This is a genomic window from Halomonas flagellata (assembly GCF_022487945.1).
GTDB lineage: Bacteria > Pseudomonadota > Gammaproteobacteria > Pseudomonadales > Halomonadaceae > Halomonas > Halomonas flagellata.
Window position 1 is genome coordinate 186,036 of sequence record NZ_JAKVPY010000003.1, and the last position, 23,657, is coordinate 209,692.

Genomic DNA, 23,657 nt, shown 5'->3' on the forward strand with positions numbered 1-23,657 from the left:
AAACGGTAAAGCTGCATTTATGGCAACATGGCAAGGCTCACCCCATGCAGCAAGGACACGCCATGCCGTTCGCCGCCGTCCCCCTCCAACCCGGCTTCATGGTGATCCACGGCAACCGCCTGGAGGACCTGCGCGGCCTGGCGGTGGAGTGGATGAAGCGCCACCCGCTGGGGCCGCTCGAGAACGAGACCATCCTGGTGCAGAGCAACGGCATCGGCCAGTGGCTCAAGCTGGCGCTGGCCGAGGACCCGGCCAACGGCGGCGCCGGCATCGCCGCCGCGCTCGACGTGACCCTGCCGGCGCGCTTCCTGTGGCAGGCCTATCGGGCGGTGCTGACTCATCAAGAACAGCACGACGCCGGCGACGACCAGGCGGTACCGGCCACCTCGCCGTTCGACAAGTCGCGGCTGGTGTGGCGGCTGCTGCGCCTGCTGCCCGGCCTGCTCGAGCGCGACGACTTCGCCCCCCTGGCGCGCTTCCTGGCCGGCGACGACGACCTGCGCAAGCACCACCAGCTCGCCGAGCGCCTGGCCGACCTGTTCGACCAGTACCAGGTCTACCGCGCCGACTGGCTCGAGGCCTGGGCCGCCGGCGAGGACGTGCGGATCGACGCCCGCGGCCGGCGGCGCGAGCTGGAGGCCACCCAGCGCTGGCAGCCCGAGTTGTGGCGAGCGCTGTGCGCCGACGTCGCCGCGGCCCACGGCCAGGCCGGCATCGACTCGAGCCGCGCCCGGGTCCACCGGCGCTTCCTCGACGCCGCCGAGCGCCTCGACGCCGACGATCGCCCCCCCGGCCTGCCGCGCCGGGTGCTGGTGTTCGGCATCTCCTCGCTGCCCCGCCAGGCGCTCGAGGCCCTGGCCGCCATCGCCCGGGTCAGCCAGGTGGTGCTGTGCGTGCACAACCCCTGCCAGCACTACTGGGCCGATATCATCGAGCACAAGGACCTCCTTCGCGCGGAAAGAAGGCGCCAGCAGCGCAAGGCCGGCATGCCCGAGCGCCTCGACGTGCTCGGCGATGGCGACGGCGACTCCGCCCTGCACCTGCACGCCCAGCCGCTGCTGGCCGCCTGGGGCAAGCAGGGCCGCGACTACCTGCGCCTGCTCGACGAACACGACGACAGCCAGCAGTACGAAGGGCTGTTCGCGCGCGAGGCGCTGCGCATCGACCTCTTCGAGCCCTGCGTGAGTGAGGGCGACGGCCGCCTGCTGCAGCAACTGCAGGACGATATCCGCGAGCTGCGCCCGCTGGCCGAGACCCGCGAGACCTGGCCGGCGGTGGACGTGGAGCACGACGACTCCATCGTCTTCCACGTCGCCCACGGCCCCCAGCGCGAGGTGGAGATCCTCCACGACCAGCTGCTCGCCGCCTTCAGCGCCGACCCGACGCTGCGCCCGCGGGACATCATCGTCATGGTCCCGGACATCGACCACTATGCGCCGCATATCCAGGCCGTGTTCGGTCAAGTCCCTCCCGACGACCCTAGATACATTCCCTACACCCTCTCCGACCAGGCCAGCCGCCACCGCCTGCCGCTGCTGATCGCCCTGGAGAAGCTGCTGCGCCTGCCGGAGCTGCGCTTCTCGGTCAGCGATCTGCTCGACCTGCTCGAGGTGCCGGCGCTGCGGGCCCGCTTCGGCATCGAGGAGGAGGACCTGCCGACGCTGGCGCGCTGGATCGAGGGCGCCGGCATCCGCTGGGGCCTGCACGGCCACCAGCGCGGCAGCCTCGACCTGCCCGACGGCCTGGAGCAGAACACCTGGGCCTTCGGCCTGCGCCGGCTGCTGCTCGGCTACACCGTGGGCAGCGCCACCGGCGCCTGGCAGGGCATCGAGCCCTTCGACGACATCGGCGGCCTGGAGGCGGCCCTGGCCGGGCCCCTGGCCCACCTGCTGGAGACCCTGGAGACCCAGTGGCAGCGGCTGCGCCAGCCCACCGACGCCGACGGCTGGGTGACCCGCCTGCGCGAGCTGCTCGAGGCCTGCTTCGCGGCCGAGGAGGCCAGCGACAGCCTGATGCTGGCGCGCCTCGAACAGGCCCTGCAGGACTTCCAGGAGAGCACCCGCGAGGCCGGGCTGGAGCGCGAACTGCCGCTGACCATCGTCCGCGAGCACTGGCTGGGCCAGATCGACGAGCACAGCCTGTCGCAGCGCTTCCTGGCCGGCGCGGTCAACTTCGCCACCCTGATGCCGATGCGCGCCATCCCCTTCAAGCGCGTCTGCCTGCTGGGCATGAACGACGGCGACTACCCGCGCCACCACCCGCCGCTGGACTTCGACCTGATGAACGGCGACTACCGCCCCGGCGACCGCTCGCGCCGCGAGGACGACCGCTACCTGTTCCTCGAGGCGCTGCTCTCGGCCCGCGAGCAGCTGTATATCAGTTGGGTCGGTCGCAGCATCGTCGACAACGCCGAGAAGCCGCCCTCGGTGCTGGTCGGCCAGCTGCGCGACCACCTGGCCGCCGGCTGGCACATCGCGGGCGGCGGGGCTTCGGGTGACAGCCTGCTCGCCGCCCTGACCACCGAGCACCCGCTGCAGCCGTTCAGCCGCGCCTATTTCCCCGCCCCCCAGGAGCGGGACGCGCGCAGCGTCGCCGACAAGCGGCTCTTCACCTATGCCCATGAGTGGCACGACGTCCACGGCGAACCGGCGCCGGCCGCGCCGGAAACCCAACTCGGGGCTTTCAAGCAGGAAACGCCGTTAACAATAGTCCAGTTGGGGAGTTTTCTGCGCGATCCTACCAAGGCCTTCTTCACCACCCGGCTCCGGGTGTTCCTCGAGCGCGAGGACGTCACCAGCCTCGACCAGGAGCCCTTCACCCTCGACGGCCTGACCCACTGGCAGCTGCAGGACATCCTGATCCAGGCCCAGCGCCGCGCCATCGACGCCGGCGAGCCCCGCGTGGAGGCCCTGCACGCCACCCTCGAACGCCTGGCGGGCCAGGGCGTGCTGGCCATGGGCGCCTTCGGCAGCCGCATGCGCGAGCAGCTCGCCGAGCCCATGGAGGCGCTGTTCGAGGCCTACCGAGAGGCCCTCGACCAATGGCCCCATGCCGTGGAGGACCCCGAGCCGGTGCGCCTGGCGCTGTTCGACGCCGACGCCGCCGACGCCCCGCCGCTGGAGGACTGGCTCGACGCCCTGCGCCTCGACGAGGCCGGCGAGCGCTGCCGGCTGCTGCTCTCCAGCAGCAGCCTGATCAGCCAGGGGCGGGGCCGCGGCCAGTACCGCTGGGCCCAGCTGGTACGGCCCTGGGTGGCGCACCTGGCCGGCAACCTCGAGCAACCGATGACCACCCGGCTGCTCTCCAAGGCCGGCCACGTCACCCTGCCGCCGCTGGAGCCCCAGACCGCGCGGCGCCGGCTGCGCGAGCTGATCGCCACCTGGCAGGCCGGCATGCAGGCGCCGCTGCCGCTGGCCTGCGAGGCGGCCTTCGCCTGGCTGGGCAAGGTCAACAAGCAGGCCAGCGGTGCCGACGACAACGGCCCCGGCAGCGACACCTGGCACGCCGCCCGCAAGGCCTACCAGGGCGACGACTTCACCGCCGGCGAGGTGGACCGCAACCCCTACCTCGCCCACCGCTGGCCCGACTTCGAGGCGCTGTTCGCCGCCGAGCCGGACAGCGAGCGCCACTTCGCGACATTGGCCGAGCGGCTGCTGGCCCCGCTCTTTCTCGCGGTGAAGGGAGATGACAAATGAGTGAAGTCACCGAGCTGAATCCGCTCGACTTTCCCCTGCACGGCAGCCGCCTGATCGAGGCCAGCGCCGGCACCGGCAAGACCTTCACCATCGCCCTGCTCTATGTGCGCCTGGTGCTGGGTGCGAGGACCGCGCAGGACGACGCGGCCTTTTCGCGCCCGCTCACCCCGCCGGAGATCCTGGTGGTGACCTTCACCAACGCCGCCACCCAGGAGCTGCGCGAGCGCATCCGCGCCCGGCTGGTCGAAGCCGCCGAGGTCTTCCAAAGTCAACATTGGGGTCAGACCCCAAAGTCCGCTGAGGGGTCTGACCCCAAGGCCGACCCGCTGCTGGTGCAACTGCGCGACGACTACGACCCGGCCGGCTGGCCCGCCTGCGCCCGGCGCCTGCAGCTGGCCGCCGAGTGGATGGACGAGGCTGCGGTCTCGACCATCCACAGCTGGTGCTACCGCATGCTGCGCGAGCACGCCTTCGACAGCGGCAGCCTGTTCTCGCTGGAGCTGGAAACCGACCAGAGCGAGCTGGAGCAGGAGGTGGTGCGCGACTACTGGCGCAGCTTCTACTACCCGCTGGGCGCCGAGGCGCTGGCCGAGATCACCCAGTACTGGGACGCGCCGACCAACACCCGCGCGTCGCTGCACGGCGCGGTGCGCCGCCTGCTGCCCGAATGCGACGCCCTGCCGCCCGACGCCCCGCCGCCGGCCGAGACCCTGGCCACCACGCGGGCCGAACGCGACGTCCGCCTGGCCGAGCTCAAGGCGCCCTGGATGCAGTGGGTCGATGAGCTGGGGCAACTCTTCGATGAAGGGCAACAGGCCAAGGCCTTCAACGCCGGCAAAATGCGCAAGGATCATCGGGGCAACTGGCTGCAGAAGATCCGCGACTGGGCAGACAGCGACCAGCTGTGGCCCGAGCTCGACAAGAAGGCCGCCGCCTGGAAGCGCCTGACGCCAGAAGGCATCGCCGAGATATGGAAGGGCGAGCCACCGACCCACCCCGCCCTGGACGCCTTCCGGGACCTTCCCGCGGCCCTGGAGGCGCTGCCCGACCCGCGCGCCGACCTGCTGATCCACGCCGTGCAGTGGTGCCGCACGCGTCTCGAGCGCGAGCAGCAGCGCCGCGCCGAGATGGGCCCCAACGACCTGCTGACCCACCTCGACCGTGCCCTGGGTGGCCCCAGCGGCGAGGCCCTGGCCGAGCAGATCCGCCGCCAGTTCCCGGTGGCGCTGGTCGACGAATTCCAGGACACCGACCCGGTGCAGTACCGCATCTTCGACCGCGTCTACCGCCTGGCCGACAACGCCCGCGGCAATTCCCACAGCGATCCCCACAGTACGGGCGTCTTCCTGATCGGCGACCCCAAGCAGGCGATCTACGCCTTCCGCGGCGCGGATATCCACACCTACCTGCAGGCCCGCCGCGACACCGCCGGCCGCCACGTCACCCTGGGCACCAACTACCGCTCCAGCGCGGCCATGGTCACCGCGGTCAACCGCTGCTTCGCCTACGCCGAGGCGCACCCGCCCGGCGCCTTCCTGTTCAAGCAGGCGGGCGATAGCGGCAACCCCGTGCCCTTCGTGCCGGTCAAGGCGAAAGGCAGGAAAGACGCCCTGACCATCGACGGCCAGCCCCAGCCGGCGCTGACCCTGTGGCGCCTCGACGCCGACGAGCCGCTCTCCAAGACCGCCTACCACGGCGAGATGGCCGAGCGCTGCGCCTCGCAGATGGTCGCGCTGCTGGAGAGTGGCCGCCGCGGCGAGGCGGGCTTCCACGACGGCGACGCGCTGAGGCCCCTGGCGCCCTCGGATATGGCGGTGCTGGTCAACGGCCTGGGCGAGGCCCGCGCCATCCGCCAGGCCCTGGCCCGGCGCGGGGTGAAGAGCGTCTACCTCTCGGACAAGGACAAGGTCTTCGCCTCGCCCATGGCCGGCGAACTCGACGCCTGGCTGCGCGCCTGCGCCGAGTCCCCCTCGTCCTCGAGTGAGCACGAGCGCCGGCTGCGCGCGGCCCTGGCCACCCCCACCCTGGGGCTCGGCCTGGCCGAGCTCGACCGCTTGAACCAGGACGAGCTGGCCTGGGAAGCCCGGGTGCTGCAGTTCCGCGACTACCACCGGCTGTGGCAGCGCCAGGGCGTGCTGCCGCTGGTGCGGCGGCTGATGAACGACTTCGAGGTGCCCGGCCGGCTGCTGGGCGGTGGCCCGGCCAGCGACGGCGAGCGCCATCTCACCGACCTGCTCCACCTGGGCGAGCTGCTGCAGCACGCCAGCCAGGAGCTCGACGGCGAACACGCCCTGATCCGCTTTCTCGCCGAGTCCATCGCCGACCCCGACGACCAGGGCGACGCCCACAAGCTGCGCCTGGAGAGCGATGCCGACCTCGTGCAGGTGATCACCATCCACAAGTCCAAGGGCCTGGAGTACCCGCTGGTGTTCCTGCCCTTCATCTGCGGGCATCGCGCCACCCGGGCCGACGACTCGCCGCTGTGCTGGCACGACGCCGAGGGCCGGCTGCGTATCAGCCTCGAGGCCGACGAGGCGACCCTGGCGCTGGCCGACCGCGAGCGCCTCGGCGAGGACCTGCGCAAGCTCTATGTGGCGCTGACCCGCGCCCGCCACGCCACCTGGCTGGGCATGGCGCCACTCAAGGGCGGCGAGGGCAGCGCCATCGGCCAGTTGCTGGCCGACGGCGCACCGCTGGAGCCGGCCGCCTTTGCCCCCGCCCTGGAGGCGCTCAAGGGCAAGGAGGCGGCCATCGCCATCGAACCGGCGCCGCCCGCCACCGCCACGCTGTTCCGCCCGGACGAGCGGCAGGCCACCTTGGGCGAGGCGCTGAGCCCACGGCGCCCAGCCCGGGAGCAGTGGTGGATCGCCAGCTACTCGGCACTGCGCACCTCCGGCCTGATCACCGCGCCGCTGGCCACCCCCGACACCGCCCCGGTAAGTACTCATCCACTCCACAGCGCCCCGACCACGGCGCCCAAGAGCCCCGAGCCAACAGCGGCCACCGCGACCCTGGCCGAGCCCACCACGGCGCTGGAGGCCACCGCCTTCGAGGTGCTCGACGAACCGCATGACAGGGTACAGCCGGATATGGAACGCCATCGAGCGAAGGCCAGACAAGGCGATATCTCGCGGGAAAGCGGAGTTTACACGCCAGTAAATGAGCATTTCGAGCGAGATATCAACGCCGTATGGCCGAGCGCAGATCGTTCCATGCATCGGTTCCCGCGCGGGCCGGGTCCCGGCACTTTTCTCCATGGTTTGCTGGAATGGGCCGGCCAGCACGGCTTCGCCCGGGCCAGCCGGGACGCCGCCCAGCGCGAGGACATGCTCGCCCGGCGCACCCAGCTGCGCGGCTGGACGCCCTGGCTCGCCACCCTCGACGGCTGGCTGGCCGCCCTGCTGGAGACCCCGCTGCCGCTGCCCGAGGCGGGCCAGGTGCGGCTCGGCGAGCTCGACGTCTACCAGGTGGAGATGGAGTTCTGGTTCGCCGCCAGCCGCGTCGACACCCGCGTCCTGGACGCCCCGGTAAGCACTCACACACTCGGTGGTGCTCCACGCCCGGCGCTTGACGCCGACACCCTCAACGGCATGCTCAAGGGCTTCATCGACCTGGTGTTCGAGTCTGGGGGGCGCTACTACGTGCTCGACTGGAAATCCAACCACCTGGGGCCCGACGACGACGCCTACACCCCGGCGGCCATGCGTGACGCCATGCTCGACAAGCGCTACGACCTGCAGGCCGCGCTCTACCTGCTGGCACTGCACCGGCTGCTCAAGGCGCGCCTGCCGGACTACGACTACGACCGCCATATCGGCGGCTCGCTGACCGTCTTCCTGCGCGGGGTCGGCTCCGCCACCGCCACCGAGGGCCGCGGCGTCCACGCCGAACGCCCGCCGCGGGCCCTGATCGAGACCCTGGACGCGCTGTTCCAGGGCCAGGCCCCGAGAGCGACCCCTCACTCTTCCCGGGCGGAGGCGCCACAATGAGAGACCTGTTCGACGATCTCGACGATGCCCCCGAGCCGCCGTCTCGGCCGGATCGGCCCCACTCGGCACTGAGCGATACCGCCGCGCTGCTGGCCCTGCTCGAGCGCTGGGTGGCGCGCGGCTGGCTGCGCGCCCTGGACCGCGCCCTGGTGGTGTTCCTGCAGCGCGAGGTGCCCGATGCCCCTGCCCCGCTGCTGCTCGCCGCGGCCCTGGCCAGCCACCAGCTCGGCCGCGGCCATGTGTGCCTCGACCTGGCCGCCACCCTGTCCGCGCCGGACCTGGCGCTCTCGCTGCCGCCGGAGGGCGACGACCTCAGCGACCCGCCACCGCTGCCCAGCCAGGTGCTCGACAGCCTGACGCTCGGCGAATGGGAGCAAGCCCTCGCTCATCCCGAACTGGTCGCCGACGGCGACCAGGGCGCCCCCGGCCACACCCCGCTGGTGCGCAGCGCCACCGCGCCTGGTCATCAACACCAAGGCCCCCGGCTCTACCTGCGCCGCTACTGGCAGTACGAGCAGGATATCCGCCACCACATCTCGGCAAGACTGGGCACAAGCGACGACGCCTGTAGGAGCACGCGGTTCGACGACTCGGCTCTGCCGCGCGATGGCGCCGACAGGCGCCCCGATAACGCCACCAGCGCAAGCGACGACACCTGTGGGAGCACGGCTCCGCCGCGCGATGGCGCCGGCAGGCGCCCGGATAACGCCACCGACACCGCCACCCTCGCCGCCGCCCTCGACGCGCTGTTCACACCCGGCGCCGAACTCGACTGGCAGCAGGCCGCCTGCGCCCTGGCCGCCCGCTCGCCCTTCGCGGTGATCACCGGCGGCCCCGGCACCGGCAAGACCACCACCGTGGTCAAGCTGCTCGCCCTGCTCCAGGCCCTGCAGCTCGGCCGGGAAGACCGCCACGCCCTGCGCATCCGCCTGGCCGCGCCCACCGGCAAGGCCGCGGCGCGCCTCAACGACTCCATCGCTAAGCAGGTCAAGGGCCTCTCGCTGGTGGAGCTGGCCAGCGCCGTGGGCCAACAGGGTGTGGATATCTCGACCCTGCGCGACAGCATTCCCACGGAAGTGACGACCCTGCACCGCCTGCTCGGCTCCCGCCCGGACACCCGCCACTTCCGCCACCATGCCGGCAACCCGCTGGCCCTGGACCTGCTGGTAATCGACGAGGCCTCGATGGTGGATATCGAGATGATGGCGGCGGTACTCACCGCCCTGCCGCCCCGCGCCCGGCTGGTGCTGCTCGGCGACAAGGACCAGCTCGCCTCGGTGGAGGCCGGCGCCGTGCTCGGCGATCTCTGCCAGCGTGCCGAAGGCGGCCACTACACCCGGCAGACCGCCGAGTGGCTGGAAGCGGTCACCGGCGCCCCGCTGCCCGAGCAGTACCGCGATGACTATCATGGCACCCCAGGCCAGCCGCTGGACCAGGCCATCGCCATGCTGCGGGTCAGCCACCGCTTCGACGCCGCCAGCGGCATCGGCCGACTCGCCGAGGCGGTCAACCGGCCGCTGGATGCTGGCCATAGGGCCAAGGAGAAGCGCCGCGCCGTGCGCCAGGTGTTCGAGCAGGCCTACACCGACCTGGCCCGCCTGCGCCTGGCCGGCGCCGACGACCCGGCGCTGGACAAGCTGGTGGTGGAGGGCAACCCGGCCGGCTTCGTCGACGGCGGCCAGGGGCGCCACGACCGCCGCGGCGAGCCCTTGGCGCCGCCCACCGGCTATCGCCACTACCTGGAGGTACTACGCGACCAGCGCCCCGACCAGCCAAGCTTCGGCGAGGCCGGCAGCGAGGAACGCATCCCCTTCGACGCCTGGGCCCGGGCGGTGCTCGAGGCCCACGGCCGCTTCCAGCTGCTCTGCGCCCTGCGCCGCGGCCCCTGGGGCATCGAAGGCCTCAACCCACGCATCGGCCAGGCGCTGCGCCGCGCCCGGCTGATCGCGGCCTCGGATCATGAACTGGAGAGCGGCTGGTTCGAGGGCCGCCCGGTGCTGGTCACCCGCAACGACTACGGCCTGGGGCTGATGAACGGCGATATCGGCATCACCCTCGCCCTGCCCGACGCCCGCATGCCCGGTCGCACGCTGCTGCGCGTCGCCTTCCCCGCCAGCGACGGCAGTGGCCAGATCAAGTGGGTGCTGCCCAGCCGCCTGCAGGCGGTGGAAACCGTCTTCGCCATGACGGTGCACAAGTCCCAGGGCTCGGAATTCACCCACACCGCCCTGCTGCTCCCCGACGCCCCCAACCCCATCCTCACCCGGGAGCTGGTCTACACCGGCATCACCCGCGCCCGCGACTGGCTCACCGTGGTGGAGACTGGACAGGGGATGCTGGATGAAGCGGTGACGAGGGAAGTGATGCGAGTCAGCGGATTGGGGAGCTTACGGTAACCGCTGTCGCGCATGAGAAAACTTTCAGGTGTGACCTGCGCGAGACACATGTCTCGTGCGCTACCGACTAGAGCCGAGCGGGAGGTGTTTGGTCAGCCTTCCTTGACGAATTTGTATATGATGGTAATATACATTTATGATCAATTGGGCACGAGTTACCGGCTTTGACTGGGACGAGGGCAACTCCCGCAAGAACGTGGAGAAGCACGGTGTCGGCCAGTCCGAAGCGGAATCGATATTCTTCAATGAACCGCTTCTGATTCTGGAAGACGCCAGGCATAGCCAGGCCGAAGCCCGTTTCCATGCCCTTGGTGAAACGGATGACGCGCGGCATTTGCATATCACGTTCACGTTGAGACAGGACGGTACGCTGATACGGGTGATATCCGCTCGCGCCATGCACCGCAAAGAGAGGGCTGCTTATGAGCAAGCAAAAAAAGATGCCTGAGTTCAAGACCGAAGAAGAGGAACGGGAGTTCTGGGAAACCCACGACTCGTCCGACTACGTGGACTGGAGCCAGGCAGAACCCGCCTCTTTTCCGAAACTGAAGCCATCCACGAAGACTATCTCGCTTCGTCTGCCTGAAGCGTTACTCGACCGGATCAAGATCGAGGCCAACAAGCGAGATATGCCCTATCAATCCCTGATCAAAGCTTGGCTTGCGGATGATGTCAACGACAGCCGCCGGACCAGGTGAAGCCGTGACCAGGGAAGTGATGTTGGTAAGTGGATTGAGGAAATTATAGGAAGAGCTGCCGCCGCAAGAAGTAGCGGTGGCAGCTATCGGCCGAGGCTGTGTGAAAACCCAAAAATCCGTGCCATTTGGTCACCCCCTTGCGTACGGGCTGTGTCGTTATGTTAGTTAGTGTTTCAGCCTAGCACTCAAGCATGGTTTTCCCATGCGCTGGATCAACGGGCCGGTGAAGTCACTACCGCCCTGCTGCTGCTCGACTCCCCAATCCCCTCCTCACCCGGGGTGCAGTTCAAGAACTTTCCCGATCGGACTCGGCAAGCTCCCGGGGGGCAGGCAAGGGGCCCGGCCGACCCAGCAGGTAGCCCTGCGCCTTGCGGACCCCGATCTCTCGCAGTGCTTGCAACTCGGCCTGCGTCTCGACGCCCTCGGCGAGTAGCCGGCTGCCCGTTTCGGCCGTGAAGCCCACCAGGGCCGCGGCCAGCGCTCGGCTGTCGCGGCGGTGGTCTATGCCGTGGGTCAGGGATCGATCCAGCTTGATGACGTCCGGCGCCAGGCGGAGGATATGGCGAAAGCTGGCATAGCCGGCGCCCGCATCATCGATCGCCAGCCTGAGCCCTTGCCTGCGCATCTCGACCAGCGCCTCGAAGAGGCCGGCGTAGTCGTCAACGACATCGTGTTCGGTGACCTCGAGCATCAGGCGGTCAAGGGGATGGGGCCCGAACAGATCGGCAAGCCGGCCGGACAGGATGGTGGCCGGAGAGGCATTGAGCGACAGATAGGCCGTGTCGGGAATCTCGGGCAGCGCCTCCAGCGCCAACTCGATGGCCGCCAGCTCCAGTTCCTCTCGCAGCCCCACCGTGGCGGCCTCCTCGAACCACTTGTCGGGACCTCGCTTCGGCTCGGCGACGAAGCGCGACAGCGCTTCATAACCGGCGATGCGCTCGTCGACGAGATCGTGCATGGGCTGGAAGACGATGTGGAAGCGACGCTGGTCGAGCACATCGCGTATTCTTGCCTCGGCGCCCTTCTGCCGTTGCTTGCGCTTGCGCTGGCGTTCAAGCTGCCGCGCAGCAAAGTCGGCAAAGACCCGCATCATGGCCAGGTCACGCTCATTCAAGGTGGCGTCAGATTGGCGATCGAAGCAGCACAGCGTGCCGTAAACACTGCCATCCTGCAGGCGTATGGGCACGCTGAGATGGGCGCCTATCGGTATCCCCCGGGTGGCCGCCAGGTCCAGCGCCGCCGGCTCCTGTCGCGCATCGTGGATTACCTCCGGCAGCCTGCCATCCACGACCCGTTGGCAGTAGCTTTCCTCAAGAGGATCCGACGCCCCGACTTCCAGGTGTGGTGCTGCCTGCTCTTCGTCCACGAAGCGCAAGATCCGTCTTTCGCCTTCAAACTCCGAGATAAAGGCGACTTCCATACCGAGATGGGTGCGGATGGCATGCAGGACCTCGAGCAGCGCGCGTTCGGTCGACGCTTCGGCGAGCTCATCTAGCCCCAGGGAAATATCCACCAGCGAATGCTCTTCTGTTGCCTTGGATGCTCCAGCGTCCATGGGCCACCTTAACGTCAAGAGATGGACAGCGATAACGCCAGCTATAGCGTGGAACAACGCACGCCTGGATCAACGATTCGGTCATTCTCCTTACACCTGCACCCGATGGTCGTGCGGGTGGAGGGTGATGCGGGGCTCGGTGGAAGCCGTTGCCATAGGGGCATCCCTTGCGTACGGCTGTATCGTTATGTTGCTTTGTGTTTCAGCCTAGAACTGAAGTATGGCTATTCCCATGCGCCGGATCAACGGAGAGGCGAGTGTCAGTCGTCGGGAATCAACCGCTCGTTGAGGTCGGAAAAGGCGAAGCCGGCCTCCGGGCCACCGGCGATGACGTAGATGGCCCCCTCCACCGCCGCCGCATCCAGGCCGTGGCGAGCCGTGGGCATGGCGGGCAGGCGCTCCCAGCGATCCTCCTCCAGATGGTAGCGCTCCGCTTCGTCGAAGGTGCGCCGCTCGGGCGTGAAGGTCTCGCCGCCGAACAGGTAGACCCAGTCGTCGAGCGCCGTCGCGGCGACCCCGCTGCGCCCGGTGGGCACCGGGGCGCCCTCCTCCCAACGATCGTCGTCGGGATGGTAGATCTCGTTGGTGGTCAGGCGGAAGGTAGAGTCGTCGCGGCCGGCGAGCACGACGATGCGACCGTCGATCGCGGCGGCACGGTGATGGTTGCGCGGGGTGGGCATGGCCGCGAGCTGGCTCCACAAGTCGCTTTGCGGGTCGTAGACCTCGTGGACGCCGACATCCTCCCGGCCGTGGGTGGTGCCGCCGATGGCGTGAATGCGCCCGTCCAGCACGGCCGTGGCCAAGGCGCCCCGCGGGGTGGGGACCACCGGGCCCTGGCGCCATTTATCCGTGTCGATGTCGTAGATATGGAAAGCGTCGGTGGGGGTGAAGCTGGCTTCATCGAAACCGGCGATCACGTAGAGCCGGCCGTCGTGATACTCGAAGCCGGCGTGATTGACGCCACGCGGCAGCTCCGTGAGGGCTTCCCAGCGGTCGTCACCGGGGTCATAGACGAAGAGCGTGCGCGGTGCCGTGGCGTCGCGCTCGCCTGCCAGCAGGAAGCCGCCGGCGAGGAAGATGCGCTCGCCGTCGGTGGCCACGCTGACTTCGGTGCGCGCCTCGGGTAGCGGTACCATCCGGCGCCACTCACCGCTGGCTTCACGAACCTCGGCGAGGGCCAGTGGTGTCGCCAGAAAGAGCCCCAGGGCGGCGCCCAGCCAGCCGCCATGGGCATAGCGTGCTCTGGAAGGCATGGTAAACCTCCTCTCGATGCTGTCACTCGCGCCTTTCCCCATGGCGCTGGCGCCCTCCCGGCGGCGGCGTGGGAACTTCCCTTCAGCCTAGGAGCGGTGGGCACCCCGTCAAGGCAGTACACTGAGCCGAGGCAACCCATGGCAAGGTAAGCAGCGTCGATGAAGAAGACCCGTAACCGTAACGCCCAGGCCGATGCATTCAGCGAGACCGTCGAGGCCAAGCTGACGGCACTGGGCGGCCGCGACCTCCTCTTCGTGATGGCGGCCGAGGCCGAATACGGCCCGCATCTCAAGCAGCGTTTCGCACCTTTCATGACCGGCGTTGGACCCGTCGAGGCGGCCGTCGAGCTCACCGCTGCCCTTGCCGCCCTCGACCAGTACGAGCGCTTGCCGCATCTCGTGGTGTCACTGGGGTCGGCCGGCAGCCGGGTTCTCGAGCAGACCGAGATCTATCAGGCGATCTCCGTCTCCTACCGCGACATGGACGCCTCCCCGTTGGGCTTCGAAAAGGGTGCCACGCCCTTTCTCGACCTGCCGGCGACCGTCCCGCTGCCCTTGCGCATTCCCGGCATTCGTGAGGCCTCGCTGTCGACCGGCGCCAATATCGTCTCGGGCTCGGCCTATGACGCCATCGCCGCCGACATGGTGGACATGGAAAGCTATGCCTGCCTGCGCGCCTGCATGCGCTTCGACGTGCCGCTTGTCGTCCTGCGCGGCATTTCGGACGGCAAGACGGAACTGCGCCACGTCGGCGACTGGACGGAAACTCTCCATGTCATCGACGACAGGCTGGCCTCCGCCGTCGACCGCCTCGGCGAGGCGCTCGCCGAAGGCCGCTTGAAACTCTGATGGTCGAATCGTTGCAGGCCTGTTGCCAGTGCGGGGCAGAGCGCAGCGCAGCGGCTTGCGGTGACCTTGCTCGCCATCGGTGAAGGTGTCATCGTCACCCGGAAACCATTCGCCGCCTGACGACAAGGAGCAAGCACCGTGTTCATCGCCATGAACCGTTTCCGGGTCACCCCCGAGAGAGTGGAGGAGTTCGAGCAGATCTGGCTGGAGCGGGAGACCCACCTGCAGGGTCTGCCCGGCTTCGTCGAGTTCCATATGCTGCGCGGCCCCGAGAAGGAGGATCACGTGCTCTACGCCTCCCACACCGTCTGGCGCTCGCGCGAGGACTTCGAGGCCTGGACGCACTCCGAGGCGTTCCGCAAGGCCCACGCCAATGCCGGCCAGAGCCGGCGCGAGGGGCTGTACCTGGGCCCGCCGACGTTCGAGGGGTTCGAGGTCATCCAGACGGTCGGTGGCGCGAGCGACGCCTGATCCCAGCCGGGCGCTCTTCACTGCGGTATCGTTTGACACTTCCGGGTGTCCTGTATTTAGATAGGCCAGAATTTAGATAGATCGGTCTATACAGGAGCAACATCCGATGCCAGCCTCCAAGCGCGACCAGCTGCTCGCCACGGCCGAGCGACTCTTCTATGAGCAGGGGTTCCACGCCACCGGCATCGACCGCATCGTGGCTGCCGCCGGGGTGGTGCGCATGACGCTCTACAACCACTTCGCCTCCAAGGAGGCCCTGGTGGCGGCCGTCCTGAAGACCCGACATGAACGCTTCATCGCCAGCCTCGATGCGGCAACGGCCTGCGCCTCGCCGGGCCAGGTGACACGGGCCCTGGTCGAGGCGCATGGCCACTGGCTGGAACGGTACAGCCAGCATGGCTGCATCATGGCCAAGGCGATGGGCGAGTTCGCCGAGCACAGCACCGAGATCCATGCCCTGGCGGCGGCCGCCAAGACCGACCTGCTGGCACGCCTCGAAGCCGCCGTGGCACGCGACGGGCTGGACCACCACGCCGGCCTGGCGCGACGCCTCTTCATGGTGCTGGAAGGCAGCAATACGGCGGTGGCCCTGCTGGGCGTACAGACGGCCCTGGCCGACACTCGGGCGGTGACCGACGCCCTCCTCGCAACGGCCCGGAGCGAGACCCCATGAGGCCCCTGTCCCCCCTCGGCATGGCGACCCTCGGCAGCGGGGTCATTGCCATCACCTACGGCCTGGCCCGCTTCGTGTTCGGGCTCTTCCTGCCCGCGATGCGCGACGAGCTGACGATCTCCCCGTCCATGGCGGGGGTGATCGGCGCCCTGCCTTTCCTGAGCTTCGTCTTCGCCATCCTCGCCGCCACCTGGGTGATACGCCGCCTCGGGGTTCGCCGCACGGGGGTCGCGGCCGCCGGCCTGGCCGGGGTCGGGCTGATGATGATCGCCCAGGCGCCGTCATCGCTGCTGCTGGCCGCCGGCGTGCTGATCTGCGGGATCAGCACCGGGCTGTCATCGCCGGTCATGGCCGAGGCGGTTCACCGGGTCGTGCCGTCCTGGGTCCTGCGCGGGCGGGTCAACGCCACCATCAATGCGGGCACCAGCCTGGGGATCGCGCTCGCCATGCCGGCGGTGCTGATCTGGGCGGAGGCCTGGCGCAGCGCCTATCTCGGGTTCGCCGCCCTGGCGGCCCTGGGCACCCTGGCGGCCCTGGGCTACCTGCCTCGGGATGGCCAACGCCCCTCACCATCGCAGCCCCGCCCGATCACCCTGCCGGTGAGCCGGTCGCAGTGGCTCGGGATCGCCCGGCTGAGCGGTCTGGCCGTCGGCATGGGGGGCGTGAGCGCGGCCTACTGGGTGTTTGCCCCCGATGCGGTGATCAACGCCGGGGGGCTCGCGCCGAGCCAGACCGCCTGGATGTGGCTGGCCGTCGGCGTCGGGGGGCTGGCAGGCGCCGGCGCCGGTGATCTCATCGCGCGCTTCGGGCCGGCCGCGAGCCATGCTGCCGGCCTCACGGTGATGTCCGCCAGCCTCGCGCTGCTGGTCGTCGTTCCCGGCAACTTCGCCCTCGCCCTGGCATCCGCGGCCCTGTTCGGCGCCGGGTACATGACCCTCAGCGGTTTCTACCTGGTCAGGAGCACCCAGATCATGACCGAGGCGCCCTCCTTCGCCCCGGTGCTGCCGCTGCTCGCCACCTCGGTCGGCCAGGTCGCCGGCTCTCCACTGGCCGGCTGGCTTGTCGGGGCCGAAGGCCATGTCACCACCTTCATGCTCTTCGCCACCCTGGGACTCGTTGTCGCCGGGCTGGGGGCGTGGTTGCTCAACGAGCGAGGCGCTGCCGATTGGCATGCCCTTTGATCGGGTCGTAGCGCTAGACTGGTAGGTATCCATCCAACGTCAGGAGGGTGCCATGGAACAGCGATATGAAGTACGCGCCGTCTACACGCATCCGGACAAGTCCCACCCGGAGGATTGGGAAGTCGTGGACTTGCATCGGAATGACATCGTGTCGGTGCACAAGACTCGCGAAGAAGCCAATGCAGCCGCTGCCGACCTGCAGGAACATGAAGTAGATCGTTGAGAACGCGGCCACCGCCAGCAGCGCGGCGATGCCGGTGCGCAGGGCGATCTGCAGCACGGGGGAGAGTCTGGTATCAAGCCAGCACCTCGGCGATCGGTCGCTGGCCGTCGAGCAGCACGAACTCGCGGTCGACGAGGCCCCCGGCCTTGACCAGGTGCAGCAGGGCGTGGGCGACGTTGCCGCGCGAGACGGTGTTCGTGCCGCCCGTTTCCTCGAGCGAGGCGGCCACCCGCTCGGTCGCGGGCTCGTCGGTGAGCCTGCCCGGCTTGAGGATCACGTAGGGCAGGCCGGAAGCGCGCAGGTAGGCGTCGGCAGCGAACTTGGCGGCCATGTAGGGACGCAGCTTCTCGGGGGCGGCCTGGGGGTCCTCGGCGCGCATGGCGCTGACCATCAGGAAGCGTGAGAGGCCATGCTCACGGGCCACGTCGACCGCGCGGATGGCGCCGTAGAGATCGATCAGCAGGGTCTTGTCGGGGCCGGTGTGCGGACCGGAGCCGGCGGTGAAGAGCACCTGGTCGCAGCCGTCGAAGACGTGGGTAAAGTCGCCCTCCAGGTCGGCGATCACCGTCTCGATGCCGCGCTCCTCGAACCAGGGCTGCTGAGCGGGCTCGCGAATCATGGCGCGGATGGGCTCGCCCGCCTCGCGGGCCAGCGCGCAGAGCTGGCGGCCGATCTGGCCGTTGGCACCGATCACCAGGGTCGTCATGGGCTCTCCTCGTCGTCTTGGCTAGATGTTCGGCGGCGGCTGGCGTCAACTTTCTGTTCATCAGGTTCCGTCGTTGATCTCAGCCACGAAGATCTCCCGCTCCAACGCCTCCTCGATGGCCGCGTCGAGGCGGTGAAGAAGACTGGACAGTGACGCCCCTGTCCGACGTACCAGCATGGCCAGGCGCGGCCCCAGCGTCATCGACAGCGATGGCTTGGTGCGGAAGTTCTCCAATGTCAGGCACTTGAGCTTCATTCGAAGGCATCCCGCCAGTGGTAGTTCAAGGGAGGCTGTCTGGCATGTTAGCACCAGGCGGTCGACTCGGGCCCTCGCTACGGCCACCATCGACCGGCCAATGCCTGCCTGAACTCCTGCCGATACGCCGCCTCGTGCTGGGCCGGGTCGGCAGGGAAGCGGCCGAGCTCCACGGCCAATTCGAAGAAGCCCTGCCGGGGCAGGTCGCCGCGGCGGCTGACCACCAGGGCGGCGATCATCGGGCGCCCGGCGGCAACGTCCTCGCGCATCAGCGCCTCCAGGGCCCGGGCAACGCGCTGGATGGTGCGCGGCGGCGTGAGGCCCAGGGCCTCGGCGGCCTGCTGGTAGGTGATCGGCAGCGCCTCGTCGGGCAGGCCCATTAACAGCTCACGCAGTCGCGGGGCCAGCTCGGTTTCCTGGGTAGTCTTCATGCATTCAAGGTCCATGTGTTGGCGGTAACACTCCCGCTGCCTCGGCGCACCATGCTCACAGCGGCAGGTGCAGGATGGCGCCGCGCAGGCCGCGCTCGTCGGCCCACAGCTTGCCCAGGGTGATGGGCAGGCGGAAGCGGCGCCTGCCGGCCGCGCCGGGATTGAACAGCAACCGGCCATCCTGCCACTGGTGGCGTGGCTTGTGGGAGTGGCCGTGGAGCACGGCGTCGCAGGGGGTGGCAGGGTCGAACTCCTGCAGGATATGCACCAGGTGCAGGCGCCAGCCGTTGACGGTGAGGTCGCGGGTCAGCGGTAGCGCCTCGGCCCAGGGGGCGGTGTCGATATTGCCGCGCACCGCCGTCACCGGGGCCAGGTCGGCCAGCCGCTCGAGCATAGTGACGTCCTCGTCCCGGCTGCCCACGTCGCCCAGGTGCAGGATCAGCCCGCAGCCCTCGAGCAGGGTGAGCGCCTCGGGGCGCAGCAGCCCGTGGGTATCACTGATGACGCCGATCGGCCGCTCGGTGGTGAGGGGGGGCGTCATGGCGCCCGCCGGCCTCACGCCATCCGAGCCGATGTCATGGCTCACGCGTTGCCCTCACGCCTTTCCAGTCTTCGAGGTCCAGCTCGGGCCTTTCGGCACGGAAGCGGGCATAGAGCTCGATACCGCGCGGGTCTTCCAGGATATCCACCTGGATGCCCTTGTCGCGCAGCAGGGGCTCGGTGCCCGAGGCATTGGTGACATCGCCCACCACCACGCGGGAGAAGCCCCGCATGTGGAGCAGGGTCGCGCAGATCTCGCAGGGGCTCAGGGAGGTAAAGAGCGTGGACCGGCCGAAGTCGAGGCGGCCGGCATCGCGGATGGCGGAGGTCTCCCCGTGGTGGTAGGGGTGGTTCTCCTGCACCAGGGTGTTGTGCCCCTTGCCGAGGATCCGGCGCGAGGCGTTGTCGACAATCACCGCGCCGATGGGGCAGCCGCCCTCATCAAAGCTCTTCTGCGCCAGCAGCACCGCGATCCGCATGACGTCGGCATCGGTCAGGCGCCGGGCGAAGTCATCGTCCATCAATACCGGCAGACTGGCGGTCGGCATATGCGCAATGGCGGCCAGCGCCGCATCCGTCACTTCCGTCCGTGCGTTCAGCAGCATTTCCATGGCGCCTCCGGTTGATTGTTCAACATCGTTATCACGTTGTACTCGCAGTCCAGACGATCACGTCAGTCGCTTCACATTCGGCTCACCGCATAAGGCAATTGGCCCGAAATCGACGACACTGGTCCTTCGGCCATTCTTGCCGGGAGCCGCTACGCCTAGAGTAGCGCTTCATCACCACCTGAATGAATGCAGGCCGAGCGGTTGCGGCGCAGCCAGGAACTGCTGGAATCCAGCGCTCACCCGGTGGAGACCATCGCCGAGCTGGTCGGCTTTCCCTCCGCCGCCTCGCTGCGCTTGGGCTTGAACACCCCGGTCCTTGAAGTCAGGTAACCAGTGGCCTTCACTATCCATAGAAACCTTCCGCCGCCATTCGCGCCAAGGGGGCGCTGGAGCGGTATGTGGTCACATTTCCATCACGGCGCCGATATCGGGGTTCGGGGCATCGGCAAGACGCTCGAGCAAGCCTTCGAGGAGGCGGCGGTCGCCTTGACGGCGGTGATCGCCGAGCCAAGCGAGATCCGTTGTCTTGAAACCTGCGAGGTGCGTTGCGAGGCGCCCGACCGGGAGTTGCTTCTGGCGGATTGGCTCAATGCGCTCATCTACGAGATGGCGACCCGCCATATGCTGTTCTGCCGCTTCAAGGTCGAGTTTCAAGGCTCGCAATTGCTTGGCAGCGCTTGTGGTGAAGTCGTCGATATCGCTCGCCATCGGCCGGCGATAGAGGTCAAGGGGGCCACCTATACCGAGCTGGCGGTCCACGAAGACCGGCCAGGGGAGTGGCGTGCGCAGTGTGTCGTCGATGTCTAGGCTGTGGCGGCGGTCTAACCTTGGGAATCAGGGAGGGGAAAGCATGAAAACGGCAGCCCTGACCCGTGTGTCGGACTTCGAGTGGCGGATCGAGCCGACCGGCAAGATGCGAGTGCCGGGTGTCATCTATGCTACCGAAGCGCTGATCGAGGCCATGGACGAGAAAGTCCGTGACCAGGTCGTCAATGTCGCCTGCCTGCCAGGCATCGTCTCGGCGTCCTATGCCATGCCGGATGCGCATTGGGGCTACGGCTTCCCGATCGGTGGCGTGGCGGCCTTCGATGCCGATCGAGGCGGTGTGGTATCCGCCGGCGGCGTGGGCTTCGACATCTCCTGCGGCGTGCGTTGTCTGCGTACCGGCCTACGGCATGCCGATGTCGAGCCGTTCAAGGAGCCTCTGGCCGACGCGCTGTACCACCGGATTCCGGTGGGTGTCGGCAGTCATGGCCCGATCCGCCTGGCTGGCAAGCGAATGGATGCGATGCTGACCGGAGGCGCCAGATGGGCGGTGGAACAAGGTTGGGGCACTCGCGATGACCTGAGACACATCGAGGCGCAAGGCTGCATTGCCGGTGCCCGCGCCGATGCCGTTTCCGACAAGGCCAAGCAACGCCAGCGCGAGGAGATGGGCACGCTGGGTTCCGGCAATCACTACCTCGAGGTCCAGGAGGTCAGCGAGATTTATGATCGCGAGACAGCCCGTGCCTATGGGCTCGACGAGCATGATGTGGTGGTGTTCATTCATTGTGGCTCGCGCGGTCTCGGCCATCAGGTCGGTACCGAGTACCTGAAGACCATGGCGACCAGCGCCCGCGAGCATGGCATCGAGTTGCCGGACCGGGAACTCGCCTGCGCGTCGCTGCGCTCCGACACCGGCCAGGCGTATCTTGGCGCCATGCGTGCCGCCAGCAATTGCGCGCTGGCCAACCGCCAGATCATCACGCACCTCGCGCAACAGGCCTTTGTCGAGCTTTTCCCCGAGGCCGATCTCACACTGCTCTACGATGTGTCGCACAACACCTGCAAGCTCGAGGAGCATAGGCTCGATGGCGTGAACCGGAGGCTGTTCGTGCATCGCAAGGGGGCGACCCGCGCCTTCGGCCCCGGCCACCCGGAGCTTCCCGACGAGTATCGCGCCGTTGGCCAGCCGGTACTGATCGGGGGCTCGATGGGCACGGCGTCGTATGTGCTTGCCGGTAATGCCGATCCTCGCGTGCCTTCGTTTACCTCGGCCTGCCATGGTGCCGGGCGTGCCATGAGCCGTCGTCAGGCGCACAAGAGCTGGCAGGGCGGCCAGTTGCTGAGGGAGCTGCGCGAGCGCGGCATCATCATTCGCAGCCCATCGCTCCGAGGCGTCGCCGAGGAGGCCCCCCAGGCTTACAAGGATGTCGATGCCGTGGTCGACTGTGCCGAGGCGGCAGGGTTGGCGCGCAAGGTGGCCAAGCTGAAGCCGCTGGTCTGCATCAAGGGTTAGCCCGGTCACGGTGGCGGGGTCGATTTCTGGCAGGATATGTACCAGGTGCAAACGCCAGCCGTTGACGACGTGCCGCGCGAGACGGTGTTCGTACCGCCGGTTTCCTCGAGCGAGGCGGCCACCCGCTCGGTCGCGGGCTCGTCGGTGAGCCGTCCCGGCTTGAGGATCACGTAGGGCACGCCGGAAGCACGCAGGCCGGCCAGCTCGGCGATCCTCTCGCGGTTGGCCGGATTCCTGACATGGATGACGCTGTAGGCCTGCACGTGGCTGGAGGTCGCAGCGGCCTGGCCGGCGCGGATCAGCTCCAGCAGCAGCTCGCGAGGGATCTGCTGGTCGGTGAACTTGCGGATCGAGCGGTGGGACTTCAGCAGGTCAATGGTGGGATTCATGGGACCTCGAGGGATGGGGTGTGAATCGTTAACCTGCTCATTATCTGTCATCCCGGAAGGCATTGCATCCCGGCCCAGGCGGTGCCAGACAGCGGGGACGGTACTCGGGGCGAAGGCATGGATTGTCCGTCAGAGACCGCTGCTGCAGAATCGAACGCTGAACCACTCCACTCAGGTGGCCCAAATGGACTCGATGACCCTGCTGTTCTTCGTGCCGGCCTGCTTCGCCCTGAACATGGCGCCGGGCCCCAACAACCTGCTGTCCATGAGCAACGCCAAGCGCTATGGCGTGCGCATGGCCTGCCTGGCCGGTATCGGCCGTCTGGCGGCCTTCGTGGTGATGATCACGTTCGCCGCCTCGGGCCTGGCGACCGTGCTCCACACCTCCGAGAAACTGTTCCTGGTCATCAAGGTGCTCGGTGCCGGCTATCTGTTCTGGCTGGCCTTCCAGCTGTGGAACGCCGAGAGCGGGGACGAGGCCATGGCCACCCGCCCGCTGGGTCTCTGGGGCCTCGCCAGGCAGGAGTTCCTGCTCGCCGCCGGCAATCCCAAGGCCATCCTGATCTTCACGGCGTTTCTCCCGCAGTTCGTCGCGCCGGGCGGCAATGTCGCCGTCCAGTTCCTGATCCTGGGCGCCCTGTTCCTGGCGCTCGAGTGGGTGGCGATCGCCGGCTATGCCTGTTTCGGCGCCTTCCTGCGTCACTGGTTCTCGCGCCCCGCCATGCGCCGGCTGTTCAACCGCACCTGCGCGAGCCTGTTGACGAGCGCCGGCGTGGGCCTGCTGGTGGCGCGGCGGGAGTGAGCCCAGGTCGGTCGAGTCTCCGATGGGGTAGATGACGATCCATCAACCTGCGCCGGTCGCGAGAGGGAGCCAGACGTGCTCATAACCAATCGAGACGGAGACGCCCACCAGCAGTCCCGACATGGCGAGGCTGAACCCCGCGAGAATTCTCGGGTTCTCGATCCGCCGCCCGGCAACGGCGCCCATCAGCGCATAGCTGCCGGGCGCCCCCACTGCTAGAGCGGCCAGCCCCAGCGACCAGAGCAGCAGGCTGACGCCGTGGATGCCTGCGGCGGGGAATTGGATCGTGGCGATCGGCAGGGTCGCTATCATGCCCTTGGGGTTGCAGAGCTGCATGATCAGGCCATCGCGAAATTGCAGCACGCGCGGCGCTTGCCGTACGGCGCCCAGGTCGATGCTCGACCGGGCGATCCTGACGGCGAGGTAGAAGATATACCCGCATCCCGCGGCTCCCACCAGGGCGAGCATATCGCCGCGCACCCAGGCCGCGCCGGCCCAGCCGAACACCACGAACAGCACAAACATGGCCAGCCCCACCCCGAGGAAGAAACCGACCGAGGTTCTGGCCTGGCCGTTGAGCCCCGCATTGAGGCCGAGCAGATTCACGGGCCCAGGCGTGTACATGACGCCCAGGGCATAGGCGACGATCTCTAACATGG

23 protein-coding genes and 1 pseudogene are annotated in these 23,657 nt (G+C 68.3%); 13 read left to right on the top strand and 11 right to left on the bottom strand.

What is annotated here, in order from left to right; genetic code table 11:
• Window positions 1-62: 62 nt before the first annotated feature.
• From recC to MKP05_RS03710, 5 genes are all read left to right on the top strand, one after another.
• Window positions 63-3,695 (top strand): exodeoxyribonuclease V subunit gamma, encoded by a 3,633-nt coding sequence (gene recC / locus MKP05_RS03690; RefSeq protein WP_240567077.1) that lies wholly within the window; start codon window positions 63-65, stop codon window positions 3,693-3,695.
• Entirely contained in the window at window positions 3,692-7,684 is a 3,993-nt protein-coding gene (gene recB, locus MKP05_RS03695; RefSeq protein ID WP_240567078.1) for an exodeoxyribonuclease V subunit beta, read from the top strand. The genes recC and recB overlap by 4 nt, the downstream gene beginning before the upstream one ends.
• The gene (recD, locus tag MKP05_RS03700; protein ID WP_240567079.1) at window positions 7,681-10,080 is read left to right on the top strand and encodes an exodeoxyribonuclease V subunit alpha; all 2,400 of its coding nucleotides are present in this window, start codon (window positions 7,681-7,683) and stop codon (window positions 10,078-10,080) included. Before recB ends, recD begins: the two co-directional genes overlap by 4 nt.
• Before the next feature lie 136 nt (window positions 10,081-10,216).
• Window positions 10,217-10,528, top strand: coding sequence for a BrnT family toxin (locus MKP05_RS03705; protein ID WP_240567080.1), 312 nt, complete (start codon window positions 10,217-10,219; stop codon window positions 10,526-10,528).
• Entirely contained in the window at window positions 10,521-10,778 is a 258-nt protein-coding gene (locus MKP05_RS03710) for a BrnA antitoxin family protein (protein WP_240567081.1), read from the top strand. The genes MKP05_RS03705 and MKP05_RS03710 overlap by 8 nt, the downstream gene beginning before the upstream one ends.
• 286 nt (window positions 10,779-11,064) lie before the next feature.
• Here MKP05_RS03710 and MKP05_RS03715 read toward each other — a convergent pair whose 3' ends face one another.
• Both MKP05_RS03715 and MKP05_RS03720 read right to left on the bottom strand, forming a co-directional pair.
• The gene (locus tag MKP05_RS03715) at window positions 11,065-12,291 is read right to left on the bottom strand and encodes a sensor domain-containing phosphodiesterase (RefSeq protein WP_240567082.1); all 1,227 of its coding nucleotides are present in this window, start codon (window positions 12,289-12,291) and stop codon (window positions 11,065-11,067) included.
• Between the two features lie 302 nt (window positions 12,292-12,593).
• Window positions 12,594-13,586, bottom strand: a complete 993-nt coding sequence (locus MKP05_RS03720) for a Kelch repeat-containing protein (RefSeq protein WP_240567083.1) — start codon at window positions 13,584-13,586, stop codon at window positions 12,594-12,596.
• A gap of 159 nt (window positions 13,587-13,745) precedes the next feature.
• On the opposite strand from MKP05_RS03720, the gene MKP05_RS03725 reads away from it, so the two are divergent.
• The 4 genes from MKP05_RS03725 (at window position 13,746) to MKP05_RS03740 (ending at window position 16,760) form a co-directional block, all read left to right on the top strand.
• Window positions 13,746-14,435: a 5'-methylthioadenosine/S-adenosylhomocysteine nucleosidase gene (locus MKP05_RS03725; RefSeq protein WP_240567084.1), complete on the top strand. Its 690-nt coding sequence runs from the start codon at window positions 13,746-13,748 to the stop codon at window positions 14,433-14,435.
• A gap of 138 nt (window positions 14,436-14,573) precedes the next feature.
• Entirely contained in the window at window positions 14,574-14,906 is a 333-nt protein-coding gene (gene hmuQ / locus MKP05_RS03730; protein WP_110282516.1) for a heme-degrading protein HmuQ, read from the top strand.
• A gap of 106 nt (window positions 14,907-15,012) precedes the next feature.
• The gene (locus MKP05_RS03735) at window positions 15,013-15,579 is read left to right on the top strand and encodes a TetR/AcrR family transcriptional regulator (RefSeq protein ID WP_240567085.1); all 567 of its coding nucleotides are present in this window, start codon (window positions 15,013-15,015) and stop codon (window positions 15,577-15,579) included.
• Entirely contained in the window at window positions 15,576-16,760 is a 1,185-nt protein-coding gene (locus tag MKP05_RS03740; RefSeq protein ID WP_240567086.1) for an MFS transporter, read from the top strand. The genes MKP05_RS03735 and MKP05_RS03740 overlap by 4 nt, the downstream gene beginning before the upstream one ends.
• A 13-nt stretch (window positions 16,761-16,773) precedes the next feature.
• On the opposite strand, the gene MKP05_RS03745 is transcribed toward MKP05_RS03740, so the two are convergent.
• The 6 genes from MKP05_RS03745 to MKP05_RS03770 all read right to left on the bottom strand — a co-directional run bounded on the left by MKP05_RS03745 (window position 16,774) and on the right by MKP05_RS03770 (window position 19,526).
• Window positions 16,774-17,040 carry a hypothetical protein gene (locus MKP05_RS03745; RefSeq protein ID WP_240567087.1) on the bottom strand — a complete coding sequence of 89 codons (267 nt, stop codon included), beginning with the start codon at window positions 17,038-17,040 and terminating at the stop codon, window positions 16,774-16,776.
• Window positions 17,041-17,056: 16 nt separating this feature from the next.
• Window positions 17,057-17,689: an SDR family oxidoreductase gene (locus MKP05_RS03750; protein ID WP_240567088.1), complete on the bottom strand. Its 633-nt coding sequence runs from the start codon at window positions 17,687-17,689 to the stop codon at window positions 17,057-17,059.
• Between the two features lie 60 nt (window positions 17,690-17,749).
• A complete protein-coding gene (locus MKP05_RS03755) occupies window positions 17,750-17,944 on the bottom strand; it encodes a hypothetical protein (RefSeq protein WP_240567089.1) in 195 nt (64 codons plus the stop codon).
• A gap of 77 nt (window positions 17,945-18,021) precedes the next feature.
• Complete coding sequence (locus tag MKP05_RS03760; RefSeq protein ID WP_240567090.1) at window positions 18,022-18,375, bottom strand: hypothetical protein; 354 nt, start codon at window positions 18,373-18,375, stop codon at window positions 18,022-18,024.
• A 55-nt stretch (window positions 18,376-18,430) separates the two neighbouring features.
• Window positions 18,431-18,916, bottom strand: coding sequence for a metallophosphoesterase family protein (locus MKP05_RS03765; RefSeq protein ID WP_240567091.1), 486 nt, complete (start codon window positions 18,914-18,916; stop codon window positions 18,431-18,433).
• 34 nt (window positions 18,917-18,950) lie between these two features.
• Window positions 18,951-19,526 (bottom strand): nucleoside deaminase, encoded by a 576-nt coding sequence (locus MKP05_RS03770; RefSeq protein ID WP_240567092.1) that lies wholly within the window; start codon window positions 19,524-19,526, stop codon window positions 18,951-18,953.
• 186 nt (window positions 19,527-19,712) lie between these two features.
• Between MKP05_RS03770 and MKP05_RS03775 the strand changes: the two genes are divergently transcribed.
• From MKP05_RS03775 to MKP05_RS03785, 3 genes are all read left to right on the top strand, one after another.
• Window positions 19,713-19,856 carry a hypothetical protein gene (locus tag MKP05_RS03775; RefSeq protein WP_240567093.1) on the top strand — a complete coding sequence of 48 codons (144 nt, stop codon included), beginning with the start codon at window positions 19,713-19,715 and terminating at the stop codon, window positions 19,854-19,856.
• Between the two features lie 66 nt (window positions 19,857-19,922).
• Window positions 19,923-20,333 carry an archease gene (locus MKP05_RS03780; protein ID WP_240567094.1) on the top strand — a complete coding sequence of 137 codons (411 nt, stop codon included), beginning with the start codon at window positions 19,923-19,925 and terminating at the stop codon, window positions 20,331-20,333.
• 43 nt (window positions 20,334-20,376) lie between these two features.
• A complete protein-coding gene (locus MKP05_RS03785) occupies window positions 20,377-21,807 on the top strand; it encodes an RtcB family protein (RefSeq protein ID WP_240567095.1) in 1,431 nt (476 codons plus the stop codon).
• A gap of 5 nt (window positions 21,808-21,812) precedes the next feature.
• Here MKP05_RS03785 and MKP05_RS22105 read toward each other — a convergent pair whose 3' ends face one another.
• The gene (locus MKP05_RS22105) at window positions 21,813-21,986 is read right to left on the bottom strand and encodes a hypothetical protein (protein WP_439108966.1); all 174 of its coding nucleotides are present in this window, start codon (window positions 21,984-21,986) and stop codon (window positions 21,813-21,815) included.
• A 15-nt stretch (window positions 21,987-22,001) separates the two neighbouring features.
• Window positions 22,002-22,196, bottom strand: a pseudogene (locus tag MKP05_RS22110) (nitroreductase family protein); the annotation flags it as partial.
• 184 nt (window positions 22,197-22,380) lie between these two features.
• Between MKP05_RS22110 and MKP05_RS03795 the strand changes: the two are divergent.
• Window positions 22,381-22,998, top strand: a complete 618-nt coding sequence (locus MKP05_RS03795; RefSeq protein ID WP_240567097.1) for a LysE family translocator — start codon at window positions 22,381-22,383, stop codon at window positions 22,996-22,998.
• A gap of 42 nt (window positions 22,999-23,040) precedes the next feature.
• Here the strand turns inward: MKP05_RS03795 and MKP05_RS03800 are convergent, their stop codons facing one another.
• A complete protein-coding gene (locus MKP05_RS03800) occupies window positions 23,041-23,655 on the bottom strand; it encodes a LysE family translocator (RefSeq protein ID WP_240567098.1) in 615 nt (204 codons plus the stop codon).
• Window positions 23,656-23,657: the final 2 nt, after the last annotated feature.

Excerpts from the sequence above, each read along its gene's own strand:
- recC (WP_240567077.1), top strand. The coding sequence starts at position 63 with ATGCCGTTCGCCGCCGTCCCCCTCCAACCCGGCTTCATGGTGATCCAC.
- recB (WP_240567078.1), top strand. The coding sequence starts at position 3,692 with ATGAGTGAAGTCACCGAGCTGAATCCGCTCGACTTTCCCCTGCACGGC.
- recD (WP_240567079.1), top strand. The coding sequence starts at position 7,681 with ATGAGAGACCTGTTCGACGATCTCGACGATGCCCCCGAGCCGCCGTCT.
- MKP05_RS03705 (WP_240567080.1), top strand. The coding sequence starts at position 10,217 with ATGATCAATTGGGCACGAGTTACCGGCTTTGACTGGGACGAGGGCAAC.
- MKP05_RS03710 (WP_240567081.1), top strand. The coding sequence starts at position 10,521 with ATGCCTGAGTTCAAGACCGAAGAAGAGGAACGGGAGTTCTGGGAAACC.
- MKP05_RS03720 (WP_240567083.1), bottom strand. The coding sequence starts at position 13,586 with ATGCCTTCCAGAGCACGCTATGCCCATGGCGGCTGGCTGGGCGCCGCC.
- MKP05_RS03725 (WP_240567084.1), top strand. The coding sequence starts at position 13,746 with ATGAAGAAGACCCGTAACCGTAACGCCCAGGCCGATGCATTCAGCGAG.
- MKP05_RS03735 (WP_240567085.1), top strand. The coding sequence starts at position 15,013 with ATGCCAGCCTCCAAGCGCGACCAGCTGCTCGCCACGGCCGAGCGACTC.
- MKP05_RS03740 (WP_240567086.1), top strand. The coding sequence starts at position 15,576 with ATGAGGCCCCTGTCCCCCCTCGGCATGGCGACCCTCGGCAGCGGGGTC.
- MKP05_RS03750 (WP_240567088.1), bottom strand. The coding sequence starts at position 17,689 with ATGACGACCCTGGTGATCGGTGCCAACGGCCAGATCGGCCGCCAGCTC.
- MKP05_RS03755 (WP_240567089.1), bottom strand. The coding sequence starts at position 17,944 with ATGAAGCTCAAGTGCCTGACATTGGAGAACTTCCGCACCAAGCCATCG.
- MKP05_RS03760 (WP_240567090.1), bottom strand. The coding sequence starts at position 18,375 with ATGAAGACTACCCAGGAAACCGAGCTGGCCCCGCGACTGCGTGAGCTG.
- MKP05_RS03765 (WP_240567091.1), bottom strand. The coding sequence starts at position 18,916 with ATGACGCCCCCCCTCACCACCGAGCGGCCGATCGGCGTCATCAGTGAT.
- MKP05_RS03770 (WP_240567092.1), bottom strand. The coding sequence starts at position 19,526 with ATGGAAATGCTGCTGAACGCACGGACGGAAGTGACGGATGCGGCGCTG.
- MKP05_RS03775 (WP_240567093.1), top strand. The coding sequence starts at position 19,713 with ATGCAGGCCGAGCGGTTGCGGCGCAGCCAGGAACTGCTGGAATCCAGC.
- MKP05_RS03780 (WP_240567094.1), top strand. The coding sequence starts at position 19,923 with ATGTGGTCACATTTCCATCACGGCGCCGATATCGGGGTTCGGGGCATC.
- MKP05_RS03785 (WP_240567095.1), top strand. The coding sequence starts at position 20,377 with ATGAAAACGGCAGCCCTGACCCGTGTGTCGGACTTCGAGTGGCGGATC.
- MKP05_RS03795 (WP_240567097.1), top strand. The coding sequence starts at position 22,381 with ATGGACTCGATGACCCTGCTGTTCTTCGTGCCGGCCTGCTTCGCCCTG.
- MKP05_RS03800 (WP_240567098.1), bottom strand. The coding sequence starts at position 23,655 with ATGTTAGAGATCGTCGCCTATGCCCTGGGCGTCATGTACACGCCTGGG.